Origin of the sequence: Microcoleus sp. B6-A1 (assembly GCF_036705085.1) — a bacterium.
GTDB lineage: Bacteria > Cyanobacteriota > Cyanobacteriia > Cyanobacteriales > Microcoleaceae > Microcoleus.
This window is the reverse complement of sequence record NZ_JAUBTU010000015.1, coordinates 84,825-104,483: the sequence shown is the minus strand read 5'-3', so window position 1 is coordinate 104,483 and position 19,659 is coordinate 84,825. Positions and strand designations below refer to the sequence as shown.

General features: G+C 45.4%; 16 protein-coding genes. 8 read left to right on the top strand and 8 right to left on the bottom strand.

What is annotated here, in order from left to right:
- The 4 genes from QUB11_RS07865 to QUB11_RS07850 all read right to left on the bottom strand — a co-directional run.
- Positions 1-3,506 (bottom strand): FG-GAP-like repeat-containing protein (locus tag QUB11_RS07865; RefSeq protein WP_333390220.1); only part of this gene is annotated, 3,506 nt, incomplete at its 3' end.
- A gap of 401 nt (positions 3,507-3,907) precedes the next feature.
- A complete protein-coding gene (locus QUB11_RS07860) occupies positions 3,908-4,786 on the bottom strand; it encodes an inositol monophosphatase family protein (RefSeq protein ID WP_333198477.1) in 879 nt (292 codons plus the stop codon).
- A 98-nt stretch (positions 4,787-4,884) separates the two neighbouring features.
- Positions 4,885-6,012, bottom strand: coding sequence for a cupin-like domain-containing protein (locus tag QUB11_RS07855; protein WP_333198475.1), 1,128 nt, complete (start codon positions 6,010-6,012; stop codon positions 4,885-4,887).
- Positions 6,013-6,234: 222 nt separating this feature from the next.
- Positions 6,235-7,095: a PfkB family carbohydrate kinase gene (locus QUB11_RS07850; RefSeq protein ID WP_333198473.1), complete on the bottom strand. Its 861-nt coding sequence runs from the start codon at positions 7,093-7,095 to the stop codon at positions 6,235-6,237.
- Positions 7,096-7,207: 112 nt separating this feature from the next.
- Here QUB11_RS07850 and rsmI point away from each other — a divergent pair, with 112 nt between their 5' ends.
- From rsmI to QUB11_RS07830, 4 genes are all read left to right on the top strand, one after another.
- Entirely contained in the window at positions 7,208-8,089 is an 882-nt protein-coding gene (gene rsmI / locus QUB11_RS07845) for a 16S rRNA (cytidine(1402)-2'-O)-methyltransferase (RefSeq protein WP_333198471.1), read from the top strand.
- Positions 8,090-8,171: 82 nt separating this feature from the next.
- Positions 8,172-9,389: a glycosyltransferase gene (locus QUB11_RS07840; protein WP_333198469.1), complete on the top strand. Its 1,218-nt coding sequence runs from the start codon at positions 8,172-8,174 to the stop codon at positions 9,387-9,389.
- Between the two features lie 175 nt (positions 9,390-9,564).
- Positions 9,565-10,068, top strand: coding sequence for a DUF4365 domain-containing protein (locus QUB11_RS07835; protein WP_333198467.1), 504 nt, complete (start codon positions 9,565-9,567; stop codon positions 10,066-10,068).
- Complete coding sequence (locus tag QUB11_RS07830; RefSeq protein ID WP_333198465.1) at positions 10,065-10,613, top strand: hypothetical protein; 549 nt, start codon at positions 10,065-10,067, stop codon at positions 10,611-10,613. The genes QUB11_RS07835 and QUB11_RS07830 overlap by 4 nt, the downstream gene beginning before the upstream one ends.
- On the opposite strand, the gene QUB11_RS07825 is transcribed toward QUB11_RS07830, so the two are convergent.
- A complete protein-coding gene (locus QUB11_RS07825) occupies positions 10,610-11,635 on the bottom strand; it encodes a DNA cytosine methyltransferase (RefSeq protein ID WP_333198463.1) in 1,026 nt (341 codons plus the stop codon). The two genes, QUB11_RS07830 and QUB11_RS07825, sit on opposite strands and share 4 nt — an antisense overlap.
- A gap of 153 nt (positions 11,636-11,788) precedes the next feature.
- On the opposite strand from QUB11_RS07825, the gene QUB11_RS07820 reads away from it, so the two are divergent.
- Positions 11,789-13,051, top strand: coding sequence for a folylpolyglutamate synthase/dihydrofolate synthase family protein (locus QUB11_RS07820; RefSeq protein WP_333198461.1), 1,263 nt, complete (start codon positions 11,789-11,791; stop codon positions 13,049-13,051).
- Between the two features lie 5 nt (positions 13,052-13,056).
- Here the strand turns inward: QUB11_RS07820 and QUB11_RS07815 are convergent, their stop codons facing one another.
- The 3 genes from QUB11_RS07815 to QUB11_RS07805 all read right to left on the bottom strand — a co-directional run bounded on the left by QUB11_RS07815 (position 13,057) and on the right by QUB11_RS07805 (position 15,802).
- Entirely contained in the window at positions 13,057-13,632 is a 576-nt protein-coding gene (locus tag QUB11_RS07815; protein WP_333198459.1) for a Uma2 family endonuclease, read from the bottom strand.
- A gap of 199 nt (positions 13,633-13,831) precedes the next feature.
- Positions 13,832-14,275 (bottom strand): retroviral-like aspartic protease family protein, encoded by a 444-nt coding sequence (locus tag QUB11_RS07810; RefSeq protein ID WP_333157226.1) that lies wholly within the window; start codon positions 14,273-14,275, stop codon positions 13,832-13,834.
- A gap of 243 nt (positions 14,276-14,518) precedes the next feature.
- The gene (locus QUB11_RS07805; RefSeq protein ID WP_333198457.1) at positions 14,519-15,802 is read right to left on the bottom strand and encodes a sugar ABC transporter substrate-binding protein; all 1,284 of its coding nucleotides are present in this window, start codon (positions 15,800-15,802) and stop codon (positions 14,519-14,521) included.
- Positions 15,803-16,231: 429 nt separating this feature from the next.
- Between QUB11_RS07805 and pilM the strand changes: the two genes are divergently transcribed.
- The 3 genes from pilM to QUB11_RS07790 all read left to right on the top strand — a co-directional run bounded on the left by pilM (position 16,232) and on the right by QUB11_RS07790 (position 19,428).
- Entirely contained in the window at positions 16,232-17,326 is a 1,095-nt protein-coding gene (gene pilM / locus QUB11_RS07800) for a type IV pilus assembly protein PilM (RefSeq protein ID WP_333198455.1), read from the top strand.
- 399 nt (positions 17,327-17,725) lie between these two features.
- Positions 17,726-18,631: a PilN domain-containing protein gene (locus QUB11_RS07795; protein ID WP_333198453.1), complete on the top strand. Its 906-nt coding sequence runs from the start codon at positions 17,726-17,728 to the stop codon at positions 18,629-18,631.
- Positions 18,628-19,428, top strand: a complete 801-nt coding sequence (locus tag QUB11_RS07790; RefSeq protein ID WP_333198451.1) for a pilus assembly protein PilO — start codon at positions 18,628-18,630, stop codon at positions 19,426-19,428. The genes QUB11_RS07795 and QUB11_RS07790 overlap by 4 nt, the downstream gene beginning before the upstream one ends.
- The last annotated feature ends 231 nt before the right edge of the window (positions 19,429-19,659 follow it).

Below are 19,659 nucleotides of genomic sequence, written 5' to 3'. Positions count from 1 at the left end.
TCGACTATAACTGGTGTTGGTGTCGGTGTCGGCGGCGTCGGCGGCTCGACTATAACTGGTGTTGGTGTCGGTGTCGGCGGCGTCGGTGGCTCGACTATAACTGGTGTTGGTGTCGGTGTCGGCGGCGTCGGCGGCTCGACTATAACTGGTGTTGGTGTCGGTGTCGGTGCAGTGTCGTTATCTGCGATCGCCACTGTCACCCCTGGCACCCCCAACACATTATACTTAGCATCACTGCTAGTCACTTGGTGACTGATATTACCGCTGTGTGTACCTTCTACAAGGGCATCATCAACAGCTATCACCGTAACGGTTTGAGCTATATTCCAATTATCCGCAGTGAAAGCGATAGGCGCGATCGCCTGAATCTGATTACCTGTTGTGAGAGTGATAGTTACAGGGGATCTCGGCTGCGACGTTAATTGGATGCCATAACTGCCATTCGCCCCGCCTTCTGTAGCAGTTATTGCCGTGGGAGTAATAGAAATACCAGCGGTATCATTGTCCCTATTGGTAATGCTAACATCCGCTACATCTCGGTTGTTATAATTCCCATCTGTACTAACAGCAGCAGCCGTGAGTATTTTGTAGCCAATATCGCCGTCAACAATGCTATCGTCAACCCCTGTTACTGTTACTGGTTGCGCTGTATTCCAGTTAGCCGGAGTGAAAGTTATGCTAGCCGGGGAAACTGTTCCCTCGGCAACATTGTCACTGTTCAAACCGATAGTCACATCAGCGATTGGCTTAGTATTCAAAACCACAGTAAAGTTAGCCTTTGTGCCATCTTCACCAGTAGTTAATCCCGCCGTCGGATTCACCGTAATTCCCGGAGTTTCATTGTCACTGTTGGTGACGGTGACATCTTCAGGATCGAGGTTAGTGTAATTAACATCGGTACTCACAGCAGCAGCCGTGACAATTTTGTAAGGTTTAGGGCCATCAGCTACTAAATCTTCAACACCAATTATCGTTATTGTTTGCGGTTGATTGTAGTTACCAGGAGTGAAAGTTAAGCTATTAGTTGAAACTGTTCCTTCTTCAACATTGTCACTCCTCAAACCAATGGTAACGTCAGCAGTAGGTTGAGCGTTGAGTTTGACTGTAAATTCTGCCTTGCCACCAACTTCACTTGTAGTTAATCCCGATATTGGGTTAACTGTGAAACCGGCAGTGTCATCATTAGTAATAGTTGTGGTAGCGGTAGCAGTGGTAATTGTCGAGGTTACGCCTGGGCCTGTAGGATTTGACAGGGTGACGGCAATAGTTTCGTCGGGTTCAACTAGGGTGTCGCCTAATACATCGAGAGTAATGGTTTTGGATGTTTCATCGGCGGCAAAATTAATTGTGCCAGTAACAGCAGTTGCGCCTGAAGTGCCACCGATGTTGTTGTAATCGCTGACGTTTGTAGCTGTGCCGACGATCGTATAATTGACGCTACTTGCCCCGCCTGTGTTGCCACTGCGAGTAGCAGTGAAAGTCAAAGGTTTTGTGCCGCTATTACCTTCAGGAATGCTGGGAGTACCGGCGGCGATGGCATAAGAAACTGTACCGTTGGCTGCAATATTTAATGTTGTTTGTTTGGTGGTACCTGCAATGCCTCCGGTGATTGTGCCAAAGTTGAGGATTGCGGTTTCGGCGTTTTCAGGGAGATTGTCGGGTTTGATAGTAAATGCAACATTCTGGGTGAGTGCATCACCTGTTGCACCTGCTGGGAATGTAATCGAGGTAGGGGAAATAGTGTAGTCAGAATTTTGGGTGGCACTGCTGCTGGGGTCGATGACAATTGGTACAATTACATCGGCAAAAGGAGTGCCGCCGCTGAGGGTAACGGGAATATTAACTACTGTGTCTGTTGTTCCTTCTGTGCCGCTGTAAGTTGCAGTACCAAAATTAACTGTATTGGGTGTATTTAGCAGAATTGAGACATCTTTAGAGGTAAAGTTCGGTGTCGCTAAATCCAACTTGCCGTCAGCATTAAAATCTCCCGCTGCGATCGAACGGGGAATAGTTCCTACACTAAAATTGACTGCAGTACCAAAACTGCCAGTACCATCTCCCAACAAGACTGAGACATTGTTATCTCCGCCGTTAGACGCGGCTAAATCGGTTTTGCCGTCACCATTAAAGTCCCCCGCAACCACAGATTCGGGAGATGAGCCGACACTAAAGTTGGTAGCAGTACCAAAATTACCCGTACCATCTCCCAACAAAACTGAAACGTTGTTAGAAGCGCTATTCGATGCAGCGAGATCGAGTTGGCCGTCGCCATTAAAGTCGCCTGTAACGACAAAGTGCTTCCCTGTCCCCGCGCTAAAGTTAACGGGGGCGCTAAAGTTGCCCGTACCATCTCCTAACAAAACTGAAATATTGTTAGTGGCGCTATTGTTCGAGGTGACTAAATCGAGTTTGCCATCGCTGTTAAAGTCGGCTGTGGCAATAGTAAGAGATGCTCCGGTATTAATAATGGTAGCGGGAGTGCTAAAGCTACCAGTACCGTCTCCCAAAAGAATTGAAAGGTTGTTGCCACTCAAAGGGGCTGTGGCTAAATCTAACTTGCTATCTCCATTAAAGTCGCCCGCAGCGATTGATCGAGGATTTATCCCTGAACCGAAGTTGGTAGGATTGCCAAAAGTGCCAGTACCTGTCCCCAGCCGGATGGAAATGAAATTCCCGTTAGCGCCATTAATAGGATTGGCTACAGCTAAATCGAGTTTGCTGTCTCCATTAAAGTCGCGCACTGCAATGGAATTGGGAATCTCGTTACCGGGGTTAAATAAGTTAGTAGCAGTACCAAAGCTGCCCGTACCTGTCCCCAACAATATGGAAATATCTCTAGAACCTAAGTTTGCCACGGCTAAGTCGGGGAAACCATCGCTGTTAAAGTCGCCCGTATCAATCGAAACAGGAGTTGCCGTCGGCGAAAAGCCCGCACTAAAGTTAGTAGCCGTACTGAAGCTGGAGAGAACGTGGTTGTAAGCCACCAGCACTTCTGGCCGAAATGCTAAAGGTTTTGCAATTTTCCCTGATGTTACTTCTAGGAACCAGTCGCCGCCTTTTGCTGCACTTCCGGTAAGGTTTTGCGAAGCAGCAACCGACGCGCCGGTTAACTCACTCAGGCGTTTTATAAATGCTTTACCTGTCTCGCCTGCTGCTACGTTGCACCCATACAAAAGAATGTGAGGTCGATTGTTGGGGATTGAGTCGGTTCGTGGCGAAAACCACTGCTGTAGAGAATTCCGATCGCACTCTATATCATCTAAACTAAAGCGAACGTCGCCGAGTTGCAAGCTGCCGGGAGCACCGTGAGAAACTATGTGAATGCTGTCAATATTTGTCCGAAGAGCTAAAATTTGAGTAATTTGGTCGATCGCATCTTTATTCCCCTCCAAAACGACTACTTCCGTACCCGGTGTTACTCCGGCCATCAAACTTTGATAATCTTCAACTTGAGGGTCGATAAAGGCGATCGACCTTACTGAAACTTGATTATTTAAATTTGGCATAATCCACCTGACTGGGGTTTCAAAAAAATACAAAAATTCCGCTATTTCGTGACTGGCGTCCGAAACTATCTATCAATTTTTATTTATAGAGACACACCCTTTCTCCGTAAAAACCCGGTGACTCCTCATCTTTTGTCGTAACGATAACAGTTTTTTTACAGAAAATATGTAAATTTTTCTTAAAAAATACCTGGTTAATTAAAATTTTGATAAAGATATGGAAAATACTTAAGTATTATTACTGTAACGAATGCTAGATTGATTTACCACAAATATTTGTGAAACGTAAGTGCAATTGTACAGAAATTTCAAACTCAGCAATTTTGATACATACTTTAGGGTGCGTCAGCAATTAGTCGTGCAGAAAATACACTCTTCTAACGCACCTACGAAACTTGTGACTAGCCCAAACTCGCATCTATCCCTGCTAAAATCTCCTCAGCTTCCCTGCAAATAGCAGCGTGACAGCAACCGTTACTCGCCAACAATCCCCCCCACTGACTCACATCTCCCCGGTTATATTGCAAAGCAGAACCGTCAAAACGAGTAAATCGGCCGCCCGCTTCAGTCAAAATTAATTCCGGCGCCGCTAAATCCCAATCTTTAGGCGCCGACTTTCCCGAAAGAGCAATATAAACATCAGCCTTTTGTTCGACAATTGTCGCAATTTTACAGCCAATACTACCGACAGCTATTTGATTTTGACAAGGCAGTTTTTGTAACAATTGATTAAAGCGATCGCCCCGGTGACTGCGGCTAGTTACTATAGATAAATCTGCCACTATATTTCGCGCCGAAACCTGCAATTTGACCGTAGAACCATCCCGATTTTCTCCAAAAGCACCCGCATCCCGGATTGCATAATAAATCTTTTGCTGTTCGGGCCAAGCCACAACTGCTAATACCGGTCTTCCCTCGAACGCTAAAGCAATGTGAACTGCAAATTCCCCTGTCCTGTCAATAAAATCTCGCGTTCCATCCAAAGGGTCAATAATCCAAACCCAACTTTGAGGTAAGGGAATTTGACCGTTTTTTTCTAAATAAGATTTGTAAGTTTCTTCGCTGAGATAGCCAAATTCTGCATTCCCTAAAGCCGACTGCAATTCGTCGAGAATGTAAGAATTGACAGCGACATCGGCGGCGGTGACGGGGCCATCTTTTTTCTCTTGGATGTCGAGGTTAGGAGTGTTGGAATCCTGCCGATAATAGGATTGTAGGATATCTGATGCACTCCAGGCGATCGATCGCGAAATTTCGCTGATTTCTTCGAGAGTTTTCATAAATTTCTTTTTTTTGAACCGCAGATAAACGCCGATGAACGCAGATTTGAGTAGGGGCGGTGCCCCCGTGCCCGCCCCTGGGAACCATACATTAGCAATTACCAATTAATATGAGGATATTTCCATTCATAATAATTAGGAAACACAAAGTTAGTAAACGAAACCGAAATACTAACCTCCAATGATTTTACATGATGCCACCAACCGACAGGAATAAAGATAGCTTCTCCCGGTTCCAAAATTACTTCAATAATTTTCGCATCTCTGTAAAGCGGGTATTTGTCATAATCGGGATTTTCGCCGTCAACCTTGCTGAAAACTCCGACGTGATTATAAAGCAGAGGAGTTTGTTGGGGAGAAATCAACTTAATTAGTTTGCGACCCGACACTTGCGCTAAAATTAAATTAACAGGGTCGTGGTGTAGCGGCGTAATCGTGCCTTTCGGCCCGAACCAAAAGAAAACTCTGCCTTTTGTATCCGTTGGATTGAGGTATTCTGGGAATATTTCAATGTCGTTGAATAGGGGTTTAAATTCCTCTCTTTCCAGAGTTTGGTTGTTAGCAACCATGTAGTAGTCGTTGCTAGGCCCGCCCTTGACCACCATGTCTACATATTTGCGGAACAAAACAATTTTTTTGTGATTTTCTATCTTAATTTCGTAATTCGGGTCGGAATTGCGGTTGGCTTGAATTTGTACCTCTGCATTGCCGTATTTTTCTTGCAAATACTCCGGCGTCCACAACTGCAATGCTTTCCAGTTGTGCATGATATTGGTAATAATTACTGGAGTATTTTTGGCGTAGTAATTTTCGAGAAAATACTCTCGCGAAAGGCTGCTTTTGCGTTCGATTGTGCCAAACTTGGAAGACAATGCAGCTAATTGATTGTTAATCCTGAGATGCGACTCTAATTTCTGCAATAACTGCACGTACTGGCTTCCGGCTTGAAAGTAGGGATGAGATGATATTTCCCTAACTTCTGCGGTGGCTGTTTCCGCATCTATGCCGGTACTTATTAGCGCTTGAATGATTTCTGCGTCGGGTTGATTTAATAATTTGTTAGCCGCCACCCACTGTTTCATATTGTCGGGGACTTCTGGTTTGCTTGGGGCTGCGAGTAGATTGGGCAAGTTTTGCGTCAGCCATTCTAGATTAACCTGTTGTTGCTCGCTTAGGGTAATCCGCAAAGGGGGAAGGGTGATAGTTAGAGGTTGGGTGTCAGGCATGATTCGGGTATGTTGTTGGGGGAATGTTTGGCTTAGTTTGAACTTGTCTTACTAATATAGCAATCTTGTTAACGAACCGCGAAGGCGCTAAGGGCGCGAAGGAAGGAGTGCACAATTTTTGTCAAGGTTGTTATTAGGATTTTAACTTAACAAGTGTTCTCTGTCCAAGTTTTCTAACGGGATCATTTTTCCCCGGATACTTAGGTTAATTTTTTAATAAAATCAACTCTTATTCATCCAGGCGCGGGTTCCTAAGTTTTTGCAGGAATGGGAAGCGATTTTAGCTGCTGCGGTGAGAGTATCTGTAAAGTTGTTATTTTGCAAAATGTAGTGACAGAAAGCGCCGTGAAAAATATCGCCCGCGCCTAAAGTGTCTGTGGCTTGAATTTGAGGTATTTCTATAGTGCCGTAACTGCCATTGCTGAGGTATAAAATTGATTTGTCGCCGCGAGTGATGGCAATATGAGAAATTCCGGCTGCTGACAGGTAAGCAAAAACTTGTTCTGAATTGTCGCAGTTGGGTGGATGAAAATTATCGGAACATACCGCCCATTCAACGAAAGGCAATATTTCTTCTAATCCGGGTTTCCAACTGCCGCCGTCGAGGACAATGGGAATGTTTTTTGACTGGGCAAGTTGAGCAATTTCTTGGCTGGCTGCGATTTGATGTCCGTCAAGCAGTACAATATTAACGGATGTTAAAATATCCTGGTTAATTGTTTGACTGTCAACTTGCGATTTCGTAGCATTGATGGAAATTACCGATCGATCGCCCGTTGCTTCAGTTACAATAATCGAGGAAACTGGCGGCGAGTGCGATCGCCCCGGTTCCAAATCGATTATCCTGACATTATACTCCGCTAAGTCTGCACGAATTAATTGGGCGATCGCGTGAGTGCCCAAAACCCCAGCCCATACCGCCGCATTCCCCAAATAGCTAAAAGTGACCGCAGCATTTGCCGCAGGCCCGCCCGCAGCAATGGTACAATCAGAAGCAACAACTTTCTGATTTTCACCCGGAGGCTTCCCGGCTAAATAAACTAAATCTAAAGTCGCCAATCCCAAAAACAATCCAGTTTTCATATCTTCTTAAATATGTGGCATGGGCCTGTGGCATGGGCGTCCCGCCCGTGTCCCATCTGCGTGGCATGGGCGTCCCGCCCGTGTCCCATCCTTAAAAAATCCCAATCTTAAAATGCAAGCAAATCCCAATACAGGAACACTTTACATCGTAGGAACCCCGATCGGCAACCTCGAAGACATGACCTTTCGCGCCATCAAAATCTTGCAAACAGTAGACTTCATCGCCGCCGAAGATACCCGCCATACAGGCAAACTTTTGCAACATTTCCAAATCAAAACTCCTCAAATCAGCTATCACGAACACAACCAACACCAGCGACTTCCCGAACTCATCGACAAACTGCATTTAGGCAAAAATATCGCCCTCGTCACCGATGCCGGAATGCCGGGAATTTCTGACCCCGGATACGAGTTAGTCAAAGCCTGTGCCGATGCTAATATTAACATTATTCCGATTCCCGGCCCGACCGCCTGCATTGTTGGCATAACTGCATCAGGATTACCCACAGAGAGATTTATATTTGAAGGTTTCTTACCCGTAAAAGGTCAAGAACGCCAACAGAGTTTAGAAGCTTTGCAAATAGAATCCCGCACTATAATATTATACGAATCTCCCCACCGATTGCGACAAACTTTACAAGATTTAGCAAATACTTTGGGAAGCGACAGACAGATTGTGCTGGCGAGAGAATTAACCAAAATGCACGAAGAGTTTTGGCGTGGTAGTATAGAAAGTGCGATCGCACTTTACACCAATCGCGAACCCCAGGGAGAATTTACCCTCGTAATTGCCGGCATCCAAACAGCCTCACCAATATTTTCCGAAGACGCCATCAAAGCCGAATTGCAAACATTAATTGCAGAAGGCATAAGTCGTTCCCAAGCCAGCCGCCAACTAGCGCAACAAACATCCCTCCCCCGCCGCCAAATCTACCAACTCGCCCTCACAATTGGCGACAATGAATCGCTAGAACAACCCGTCGATGACTTGTGAATATCTCTCTTCTCTTCTCCTCTGCGCCCTCTGTGCCCTCTGCGGTTAAATAAAAAAGCTAGATACTCACACTCAGAATTATATGGTACGCGGAAACTACGATCGACAAAAGCCATATTTACGAAACCCCCACATCAACAAACCAATCGCCGAAATCTATGCAGACTTAGACGCCTTTAGCTGGGAGATATTTGAAGACCAACCCCACCGCTTCGATACCGTCAGTTTCTACGTCTTGCTTCCCCCACTATTTTACGAAGGGCGTTTCATCAAAGGAATTTACTTCAGCGAAGGAGTCGAACTAATAAACAAACTATTTCCCCAACTTTCATCAGTATTTTTATCCTTCACCTATTCCCCCGGAATCTCCTACTCCTGGGCCCCCATAGCTGACGCCTACTCTAGTTTATACAAAAACCCGCAGCGGGATAAATGGTTTCGCGAAACTTATCCAGAGCGCGCCCACAAACCAATCATACCACTGCAAGACACAGACTTCATCAACGAATACTTAATTTCCCCTCGCAACGTCCCCGCCAAAGACATCGACTTGCTAGCCGTCGCGCGAATTTCCGAAGAAAAAAATTTGCCAATTATTGCCAAAGCCTTAAAAGTTTACCGCCAAAAATATCCGCAAAAACCGATAAAACTAACAGTAGTCACCGGCCACGAATTTGATGCTAGCAACCTGAAAACTCTCGACGAGTACGCATTAAAAGAATGGCAACAAGTCGAGGAAATTTTAACCCATCCCTCCGACTACATTAACTTAGTGCCAAGAGTAGACTACTACAGCGAAATCCCCACATATTATTCGCGAGCACAAGCATTCGTCCTCGGTTCCCTCCTCGAAGGAAAAAACCGAGGAATTACCGAAGCCATGAGTTGCAACGTACCAGTAATTTGTTTTGAAGAATTCAACCAATACGCCAGAGGCAACTCGCCAGTTTTCCCCGAAGGTGCCGGTCTTTACGCCAAATTTGACCCAGAATCTCTTGCAGATACTATATATACAGTATTGGAAAATCAAACAGAATTTAAACCGCGATATCAGTATTTAAAGCATTGCGGGCGCAAGAACTTTTTCAATACTTGTATAGACAGTTTTCCTTACTATCAGCACAACATTCCCCACTACAAGCCCGGAGATGCGATAAACAATTTGTGGCTGGATTTAGCAGTTCAGCAAAATTATCAAGTTAGTTTGAACAGCTTTTTGTACGGAGGTTCTCCCTTGTCTCATATTCGCGGGATAAATGCGATTCAGCACAATCTCGGTCAGTTAACAAAATTCAAATAACAGATGATATACTGCTGTTATTATTCACCCTCATAGAAGAATACGAACCCGGACTCTTTGAAGTATAAGTGAGCGATTTAACAGGTGTGGCTTTTGCAATAAAATGTCTGTCCGAACATCAATTAATGCTTTTATATCATTCTCCTATTGGCAATAAGACCGAATTAGCAGTTTAATGGATATCAACACCCAAAAAGAAGAATTCAGCTATGCTTACATTTACGCCGTGGCTTCAGCAGCAGGGTGCATCTGCCAGCGAACAACTACTCCTCTAGACAAGCTGGGTGTAGACCTAATTATCACGGGAATAGCAGCATCAGGTTTACCAAACTTTCCCATTCTTTACATTCAAGTCAAATGTACCTCAAGAGATATCCTCAACGACAATAGCCTTCGCTATCCCCTGAACATTAAAAACTACGAAGAATTGAGCACAAGCAACGCCTATCCTCCTAGAATTATAATTGTGGTCATTGTTCCCGATAGAGTCAATGACTGGCTGCAACAAACAGAAGCGGAACTCTGCTTAAAACGCTGCGCTTATTGGATATCATTAGAAGGTGCAGCATCTACTGACAATAAAGAAAGGGTCACTATTTCCATACCCAGAACAAATATATTTTCGGCTGAGACTCTGACAACTATCATGCAGCGTATCGCAACCGGGAGACAACTATGAATGTGACAATAAAGGATATTGAATTGCTCAAAAATCTCCAACCTCAGCAAATCAGCTACTACTTAGAAGCAAAAGGTTGGAAACAAGCACAACAAATTGACAGCCGCGCTATTATTTGGACAAGCAGCGATATCAAGCCAGAAGCCCCTCAAATCGTTCTACCTTTAAATTCCACTCTTCCTGACTTTCCCGTGTCAATGAACTTGATGTTAGAGACATTGGAAATCATCGAAAATCGCTCTCAACTGGAAATTTTAGCAGATTTAATTACCGGGATTCCTAATACAACTATTCAGGGAATCGTGATTCAAATTCACACTCCTAACGCCGACAAATTAAGTGGCGAGATTACCTTACTAGGTGTCATTGCCGACCAACTGCGGAAAATTAAAACGGAACTTGCAGACAAAGACTACATCCTCGCAATCAAATCTTATCAAGAACGCTTGCCCGTTTTCTGTACGGGAGACTTAATCAAAGAAAATCAAGTATTTATTGTCAAAAATACCCGGAATTTTACCCTAGATGACCAAGGGCAAAACTAACCAAAAATATTAGTGTAAAGTCGAGGCGCTAATCTGCTAGAGATTCCAATATCCTCAAAAATCTTAGTTGCCAAAACTCTTGCCAAATTCACAGGAACAGCATTGCCGACCATTTTGTATCCATCAGCAATATACTTGTACTTAAAAATAAAGTCATCCGGGAAAGTCTGAACTCTGGCGCACTCTCGCACAGAAAGCCGACGGTAAGGCAGAGGCGAATTGGGGTCAAAAATGCGTTTGTCTTTGCCAACCAAAATCATTTTAGTAGCTTGAGGATGGAGAGGTGCGTGTCTGCCGCTTGCCTGAATTGTAAAAGAAGGTTCAGACCAACTTCTAACTCGATTGCGCGACATATAAATGCTGGAAAACCCCAAATCCGCACATTCGTGATTTGGGACAGAATCGTGATAATTATCTAATTTACCCTTAACTGACATAGGGGCGGCCTGCAAATCAGAAATCGCATCTTTCAGCGTCAAAATATCGGTTCCAGGTTCGGGAAACTCAAAACCCAAACCCAGATTCTGCCGATAGCCAACAACAATCACCCTTTGCCTATCTTGCGGAACCCCAAAATTTCTAGCATTCACCAACTTGTAGGAAACCCGATACCCGATGTCCTCAAACTGCGATAATATATAAGTAAAAGCATCCTTGTTTCGGGCCGCCAAAATACCGCTAACATTCTCAGCTAAAAAAAACAAAGGCTGCTTGTCCCGCACAATCCTGATATACTCCCAGAAAAGTTGACCCCGACTGTCATCAATCCCCCGTTTCGCCCCGGCTTCACTCCAACTTTGACAAGGAGGCCCGCCGATTATCCCAATACAATTAGGAATTTCATCAGATTTGATTTTTCTGATATCTTTGCGATCTAAAATAGTTTCAGGATGATTAAAATTATACGTATCCCAAATAGACTTATCATATTCATTCGCCCAAACGGGATTAAACCCAGCTAAGCGAAAACCCAAATCCAACCCGCCACAACCCGAAAACAGAGAAATAATATCAAAAGCCACCTTTTTTTCACCCGCAATAAATACAATAAATCAATTATAAACCTCTCTCTTCTTAGATATCTATCTCTTTCTTCTCTCACTCTGCGCCCTCTGCGCCCTCTGCGGTTAATAAAAAAAATCTAATTCACACACAAACAGAATTTATCATCCTCAATGAATGCAGAATCCATCCTCCAATCTTACCAACACTTCGGCGTCCACCTCGGCCTAGAAAGAATCAAACAACTTCTAGAAAAACTAGACAACCCCCACAAACAAATACCCATTATCCACATTGCCGGGACAAACGGCAAAGGTTCCGTTTGCGCTTATCTCTCTTCCATACTAACAGAAGCAGGCTATCGAGTCGGGCGCTACACATCCCCGCACCTAATCGATTGGACAGAAAGAATTTGCATCAACCAAAAACCGATTTCCCCAACAGAATTGCAACAGTGTCTAGAACGAGTTGTCGCCGCCACCGAAAACAACACCGAAACTCCCACTCAATTTGAAATAATCACCGCCGCAGCTTGGCTGTATTTCGCCGAACAAAAAGCAGATATTGCAGTAATAGAAACTGGATTAGGAGGAAGATTAGACGCGACTAACGTTTGCGAAACACCTCTCGCTAGCGTCATTACTTCTATCAGTCTCGACCACTGGCAAATACTCGGCCCCACCGTGGCAGATATTGCTGGGGAAAAAGCGGGAATTCTTAAAGCAAAATGTCCGGCAGTTATCGGAGAATTGCCAGAATCAGCTAGAATAGTAGTAGAAAAACGCATTCAAGAGTTAGACTGTCCGGCAACTTGGGTAAAACCCGCAATAGATTTAGGACAAGGATTCGCAGAATATCAGTTAAATCAAAATGCGGTTAAAATAAAATATCAATTGCCGCTGCTGGGAAAAATTCAACTAATGAATTCAGCAATTGCGATCGCAACTTTGCAAATTCTCCAAAACCAAGGATGGCAAATTTCCCCAACCGCCATCGAAAACGGTATCGCCAAAACCCAATGGCCCGGAAGACTCCAGCAGACAACTTGGAAAAACCGCAAAATATTAATTGACGGCGCGCACAACCCCGCCGCAGCGATCGCCCTGCGTGAATATGTCGATAATCTTAACACTTCCCAACCAATTAACTGGGTAATCGGCATTCTGGCGACTAAAGACTGCGACGATATTTTGAAAGCATTACTCAAAAAGGGCGATCGACTTTACTTAGTACCCGTACCCGATCAAAACTCATCATCCCCCGCTGAATTAGCCACCCTAGCTCAAATTATCTGCCCCGAATTAACACTCTGTCAAGCCTTCCCCGACTTAACAACAGCTTTAGATGCTGCTGTTACAGGTGACAATTTAACAATCCTTTGCGGTTCTCTTTATCTCGTCGGCTATTTTCTGCAACAACAGCAATCCCAAGCTTAAACGCATCAGAATTGTGTTTCTTCCTCAGTAAAGATAGGAGGCCACAATTCCGAAACGGGCAATTCCCAACCGGGAAAAAGTTCTGCTAATGTTAAGATATCGCCATTTCCTAAAACAGTCGGTTCACCTGTAGAGCGATAAATAGTCACTGTTTCTTCATCAGGATCGATCAGAATTCCGACGATCGCACCCAGTTCTATAAACTTCAAAACCTTGGTTTCTATAGGCTTAATGCGATCGCTCTGAGATTTAATCTCAACCACCAAATCGGGGACAAGTTCTCCAAAATAACGCGGACTTTGGCGCAAGCGGGCGGCGCGCACAAAAGAAACATCCGGTGCTTTGACATTCGTATCCGGCATGATGAAACCGCCTGCGGAGTCAAAGACTCTCCCCAAGCGACGGGGATAAACCCAGTTACCCAGCAAGCGAATCAAAATACTGCTGATTTCACTGGATACGATGTCTGATGGCCCCACAATTGAAAGTTTCCCGTCTTCTAGTTCAATTTGGTAATCTAAACCCGCTTCGGAAAAAAGGGTTTGAACTTGGTTTAAATCTTTGAGTGTCATCGCTGGCATAAGAATTTTATCCTATTCTGAGCTGAGCTTTGATTTTAACACGAGTTAAATTTCTGAATATTTGAGGGATTTAGGCTATTTTTGTAGAAATCATCAATCAAGCTGAATTGAGAAAGGCGATCGCACGGGATAAATAAATTGAGTCTTTGAGAGGGGCGATCCCTCTTGTCAAGGACAATTGCCTCAAAAAATGAATTTCCTACAAAATCGTCAAATATGTTTCAGTTGGACTGATAGGCAAAGGCTTCAAAATTTGTTTTTGCAAGTCTATTTCTAATCCCAATGCTTCTAAAGGTATCACGCCCAAAAGCGCATCTTTACCTCCCGGTAACTCCAAGCACTCGAAAGTTCCTTCCCGATCGAACATCGATATGGTAGCATCTCGAAAAATTCGGGCTTTGCCAATACCCATTGCGGTTGCTACGTCCACTTCTTTCAGGAGTTTCAGTCCCAGTTGGGCGATCGCATCTTGTGGCAGACACAGCGTAGTTGCTCCCGTATCTACCAATACATTTTTGAGGGTTATCGAGCGAATTTGGTCTAGTGAAATTGTCCCATCTTCGGCCCGAATTTGGTCGGCTCGATTAACGATTGTCAGAGTGGCGAAAACTTTTCCCATTACGTTGTTACTTTGAATTTGCATATTGGTCTCCTACTTAAACGTCGGAGTTATTACTTCCTTTAATTGTAACTTATATGCAGGGGCGATCGCCCGGAGCGACAAACTCGGTTTCTGTGGTAAAGACAACCAATATGATAATAAGTTAAAGGCTGATATCTGCTTATATATGGCGGCACAGATTCCCATTATTTAACAATACGTCAAGTTGCAAAAAAAAGCAAGAGGCGAACTCAAAAAAAATCCCGCCCCAGCTTCAATTAAAAACTACCTTTGATCCCAAGCCTTAGCCGCATCAGCCACAGCTTGATCTACCGACTTCTCATCCAACATTGCCGCCTGCAAATTGTCATAAATCGCCTTTTGCAACTTCTTAACATCCTTCAAAGGCGGAATCAATAGCTCGGCGGAACTCAACCCAGAAGCACTAACAATCCGAGCTCGATCGGCAGCAGGAGCATCAGTCGGAACGTTCTTAAAATAATCGTCTTGCAAAGCCTCAACCGTAGAAGGCAAAACATTAGCAGCCTTAGCAAAAGCCAACTGATTTTGAGAATTAGTGACGTACAGAGCAAACTTGACAGCATCATCAGGGCGCTTGCTGTCGCGGGGCACAACCAAATTCATCACCGCCACAGTCTTCTTACCTGTTTCCCCCGTAATTTGAGGCGCAGCAGCCGAAACAGCACCAATACTCGGAGCATTCTCAGCAATCGCCTTCAAAAACTGAGGCCCGGAAGCTAAAAAAGTAGTTTCCCCAGCTTGATAAAGCTCGATCGCCCTACGATGTCCTTGCACCAAAACATCCTGGGGCAAAAGTCCGTTCTTGTACAAATCTACCCAATACTGAAAAACAGCTTTGCCCTTAGCAGTATTAAAAGCCGCCTTACCTTTCGCGTCAACCAAAGGCACACCCATCTGCACGAAAGATTGCAAAACTTCCGCCGAATCTTCCGGCACAAAAGTCACAAAAAAAGCAAACTTACCAGTCTTCTCCTTCACCTGCTTCGCCACCTGTGCCAACTCGGCATAAGTAGCAGGAGGCTTAGCAATTCCAGCCTTCTTCAACAAATCAGTATTGTAAATTGTCACCCCAGTCGTGAGATACCAAGGAATGCCAAAACTCTTGCCGTCGAGCACGCCAGCTTTCCAGATATTTGGCAGATAGGTCGATCGAACTTGCTGCGGAATCCGAGAATCCAAATCCAGCCAAGCATTGCGTCCCGCCAACAGCGAAGCAAAATCGGGATTTAGGTTAACCACATCCGGCGCAGTTTTCGCCGAAACAGCCCCCAAAATCTTGCTTTCCATAGCCGACCAAGGAACGTCCACCCAGCGCACCTTCACCCCCGGATTTTCCGCTTCAAAACCGGCGATCGTCTTGTTGAAATACTCAGTAAACTGAGGTTGAAGCTGCATAGTCCAGAACTCGATTTCCTGCGTATTATTTGCCTGGGAATTAACAGCCGGCTTGCTGCAACTCACCACCGCAGACAGCAGCAGCCCCACCAGCCCAAAAACAGCAAAAAGTTGCCAAGATTTACGTTTCATAGAATAAAATTTGAGAGTAATGGGAACCGTTAGACAAAAAAGCGTGAAGCGAAGCTATCCCGTTCCCCGTAGGGGTTCCCGAAGGGTAGGGAATCGCCCGCACCAAGCGCGATGAGTCAGTAACAGAGTTTTGTACCTGGGCCCAGGAGCGAGATAGTCTGTTTTTGTGCAGAATCGGCAGGTTTTCGGTCGATCGAGCTGGAATTTATTGACATTCTCCGCAGAATAGCTATTGTCAAGTAAATTGGATAGCATAAAATCGGAACTAGCGATCGCGCAACACAGACTGAGCTGTGCAGAAGAAGGCGGGATACCGAGATTACAGCACTCTGGTGGCAGTTGGAAACCAACCCTCCAACACGCCTGCGCGCTGAATCAGGCTGGCCAACTACAAAAGAAAAAAATAGCAATTATCGGCGACCCAATCACATGGTTAACTTTTTCAAAGGTCTACTTTCCCAACGCCAGCCAGGAATCGGGATCGAAATAGCCTCTGACCGCATCAACATCATTCAGCTCGAAAAGAAAGCTCAGGCATTAAAATTAGGCATCCTAGCCTCCATAGAAGTTCCAGAAGACTATGTACAAGAAGGACAAATAGTCGATCCGCCAGGAATGGCAGAACTAATAAAAGCCGTCCTCGCCGACAACAAAATCAAAGCCAAGCGAGTAGCCACAGCCATTCCCGGCCGCGAAGCCGTCATCCGCCTCATCCCAGTTCCCGCAGAGCTCAACGAAGAAGAACTGCGGGATTACATGAACGCAGAAGCAGGACTGTACTTGCCATTTCCTAGAGAAGACGCCGACGTAGACTATCAAAAAATAGGCCTTTTTGTAGATGACGACGGAGTAGAAAAAGTGCAAGTCGTGTTAGTAGCAACCCGCAGAGAAGTTACCGACACATACATCGAAACATTCAAAGAAGCCGGACTGATTATAGACGTACTAGAAGTAACCAGTTTTGCCCTAATCCGCACCCTCAAAGAACAACTGCAACAATTTTCCTCCCAAGAAGCAGCAGTTCTCACCGCCATAGAATTTGACAGCACCGAGTTAGCTATAGTAGTGGACGGCATACCTCAGTTCAACCGTACCATCCCGATCGGCACCTACCAAATCCAGACCGCCCTCAACCAAGCCATGAACCTGCCACCAACCAGAGACACCAGCGAACTGCAAGGTATGACCCTGCCAGTCACAGATACAATGGGGGCATCGGGAGACGCCAATCCCGGCACAAATGCGATGATAAAAGTATTGGGAGAACTAGCAGACGAACTGCGCCGCTCAGTAGACTTTTACCTCAACCAGAGCGAAGAACTCGAAGTAGCGCAACTACTGCTAGCAGGCCCGGGAGCTGCGATCGGCAAACTCGACGAATTTTTTATGCAAAGATTAAGCTTGCCCGCATCTCAAGTCGATCCCATCGAAACCCTAGGAGTCGAAATCAGCCAAGAAATTACCCCAGAACAGCGAGCAGGTTTAGGAGTCGCCCTAGGTTTAGGACTAAGGGAGGTTATGTGAACTAACAGTTTTAGATGAGAGAAAAACCGATTTGAGAATTTTAGGTAAAAACCCCTTCCAAAAGAAGAAGGCAGAAAGCAGAAGGTAGAATATGGGAGGTAGAAGGTAGAAGGTAAAAGGTAGAATATATCTGAGGTAGAAGCAGCCCCTTCCTTCAGTAGAAGGCAAAAAGTTGTTTCTTTCTTCCCTAAATAAATCCTTCACTTGTACCAGCAATCTTGGGCTCTGTCTAAAATCTAAAATTTCAAATTTAAATCTATAGCAACAGCCAAGAGAGTTGGGACATTCTTAATTGCTCAAACATAAGCGGTCGATCACTTTTTTCTTCTACCTTGTGCCTTCTTCCTTCTACCTTGTGCCTTCTGCCTTCTCCCTTCTGCTAAAAAATCGAGTGAAGCCATGTACAGCCTAGATATTAATTTTCTCAACGACCGTCCGGACTACAAACCCGTTGCAGCAGCCAAAAGCTCAGCTAAAAAAAGTTCCGGTGGAGCCAAAGACCAACTGCCCATATATGGGGCAGTGCTGTTTGCCTTCGGGGTCAACGCCGCAGTCCTGGGCGCCGGGTGGTGGGCGATTAATCAAAATAACAAATTGGCCAAACAACAAGCAGCCATCGACGTAGAACTGGCAACGTTAAACACTCAAGCCAACACCATCAAAGCCATCAACGCCGAAACCGACCAAGTTACCGCCGAATACAAAGCATTAGCTGGAGTATTCGACCAAATTAAACCTTGGTCGGCGATGCTGCAAGACCTCAGTGCCCGCACTCCGGCGGGAGTGCAAATTGGCAAAATCGAGCAAATCGACCCGAGTCCCTCCCCCGTTGCAGCAGCACCCCCACCCCCCGCAGCCGCCCCTGCAGCCAGTCCGTCCCCAGGGGCGAGTCCGTCTCCAGCCAGCCCCACCCCGGCTGCTGCTCCCGTCCCCGTCGTCCCGCAGCAGGCAGCAAAAGTACAAATTTCAGGAATAGCCAGTACCTTTGCTCAAGTTAACGACTTTATGTTGCTAGTCCAGCGCTCTCCCTTCTTCCTTAACACCGATACCAAACTGATAGCGGCCACATTAAAAAACAACCCCGCACAATTACAAGTGCGTAACCAAAACGCAGCACCCACAGAACTTCCCAAACTGCGACCGGTGGTGGAATATAAAATTGAAACGACGCTCAGCCCGACGGGGGCCTCCGAGTTGCTCTCCGAACTGCGAAGCAAGCAAGCAGACGGGCTCGCAATACGGATAGAAACACTTCAAGAAAAAGGAGTGCTAGAACCACAAAAACCAGAGGTGAAAAAACAATGACATTAGCAAATGAGTATGGTCCTAGCGGACAAGCAGAAGATACAGGGGCTCAAGAAATATTCGGCATTAAGCTGACACCCCAAGTCCAAGCAATCGGCATCGCGGTTCTCGGGCTCGTCATTGCCGGCGGCATTGGGTACCAGTTCGTACTTCCCGAATTCCAAAAAAGCGACCAATTCAAGCAAAAACTTAGCGAAAGCGAGCAAACGCAACGGCAATTGCAAACTCAAATTCAAAAAAAGGCAGAAGCAGAAGCCAAGCAAGAAGAAGCAAAACAGCGCCGGGCCAACGTGACGGCAATGTTTGCCAGCGACGCCAGCGCCAACACGATTTTGCTTGACATGACCCAACTGGTTAATAGAATCAACGCCGGGGTGCAAGGAGATGACCTCAAGGCTAAAATTACCAAATTTGAGCCGGATATGCCCCCAGCGGCAGCCACCGCCGCGCCGGGAGCTCCCGACCCTGATATTCTGGCCGATACCTCCTTCGGCCCGTCCCTGGCTGGCAAGCTCAGACGCAAAAAATTTAAGGTAGAGTTTGAAGGCACTTTCGCTCAAACCCGCAATTTTATGCGTAACTTGGAGTTGATGCAGTCGCTGTTGGTAGTGAGAAAATTGACATCGGAATTGATCCCATCAAATCAGCCTATTGAAGTTGATTTTTTGAAAGGGAAAATAGTTCCTGTGGAGCAGCCGCCAACTAAAATTAAAACTGCTTTTGACTTGCACGCACTGCTGCCGTTAAAGCAAGAAGAAAAACCGCCAACTCCGGCTCCAAGTCCTGGTGCTAAGTAGCGGTAGTTGGGCGGATAGATATTAGCTATTGTTCCCAACTCGCTCTTTCACAAGAAAGGAAAAGGCAGAAGGTGGAATTTTGAAGATTGAAGGTAGAAGTCAAAAAAATATGAATGCCACAAAAAAAAATTATAGGCAATCAACAATTGGCTCTAAAACCTACTTTCTTCTAATACCAGTTTCTCAAAGTAAGGGAAGTGTATAGCAATCCTTGCAGGAGTCGTAAATTTT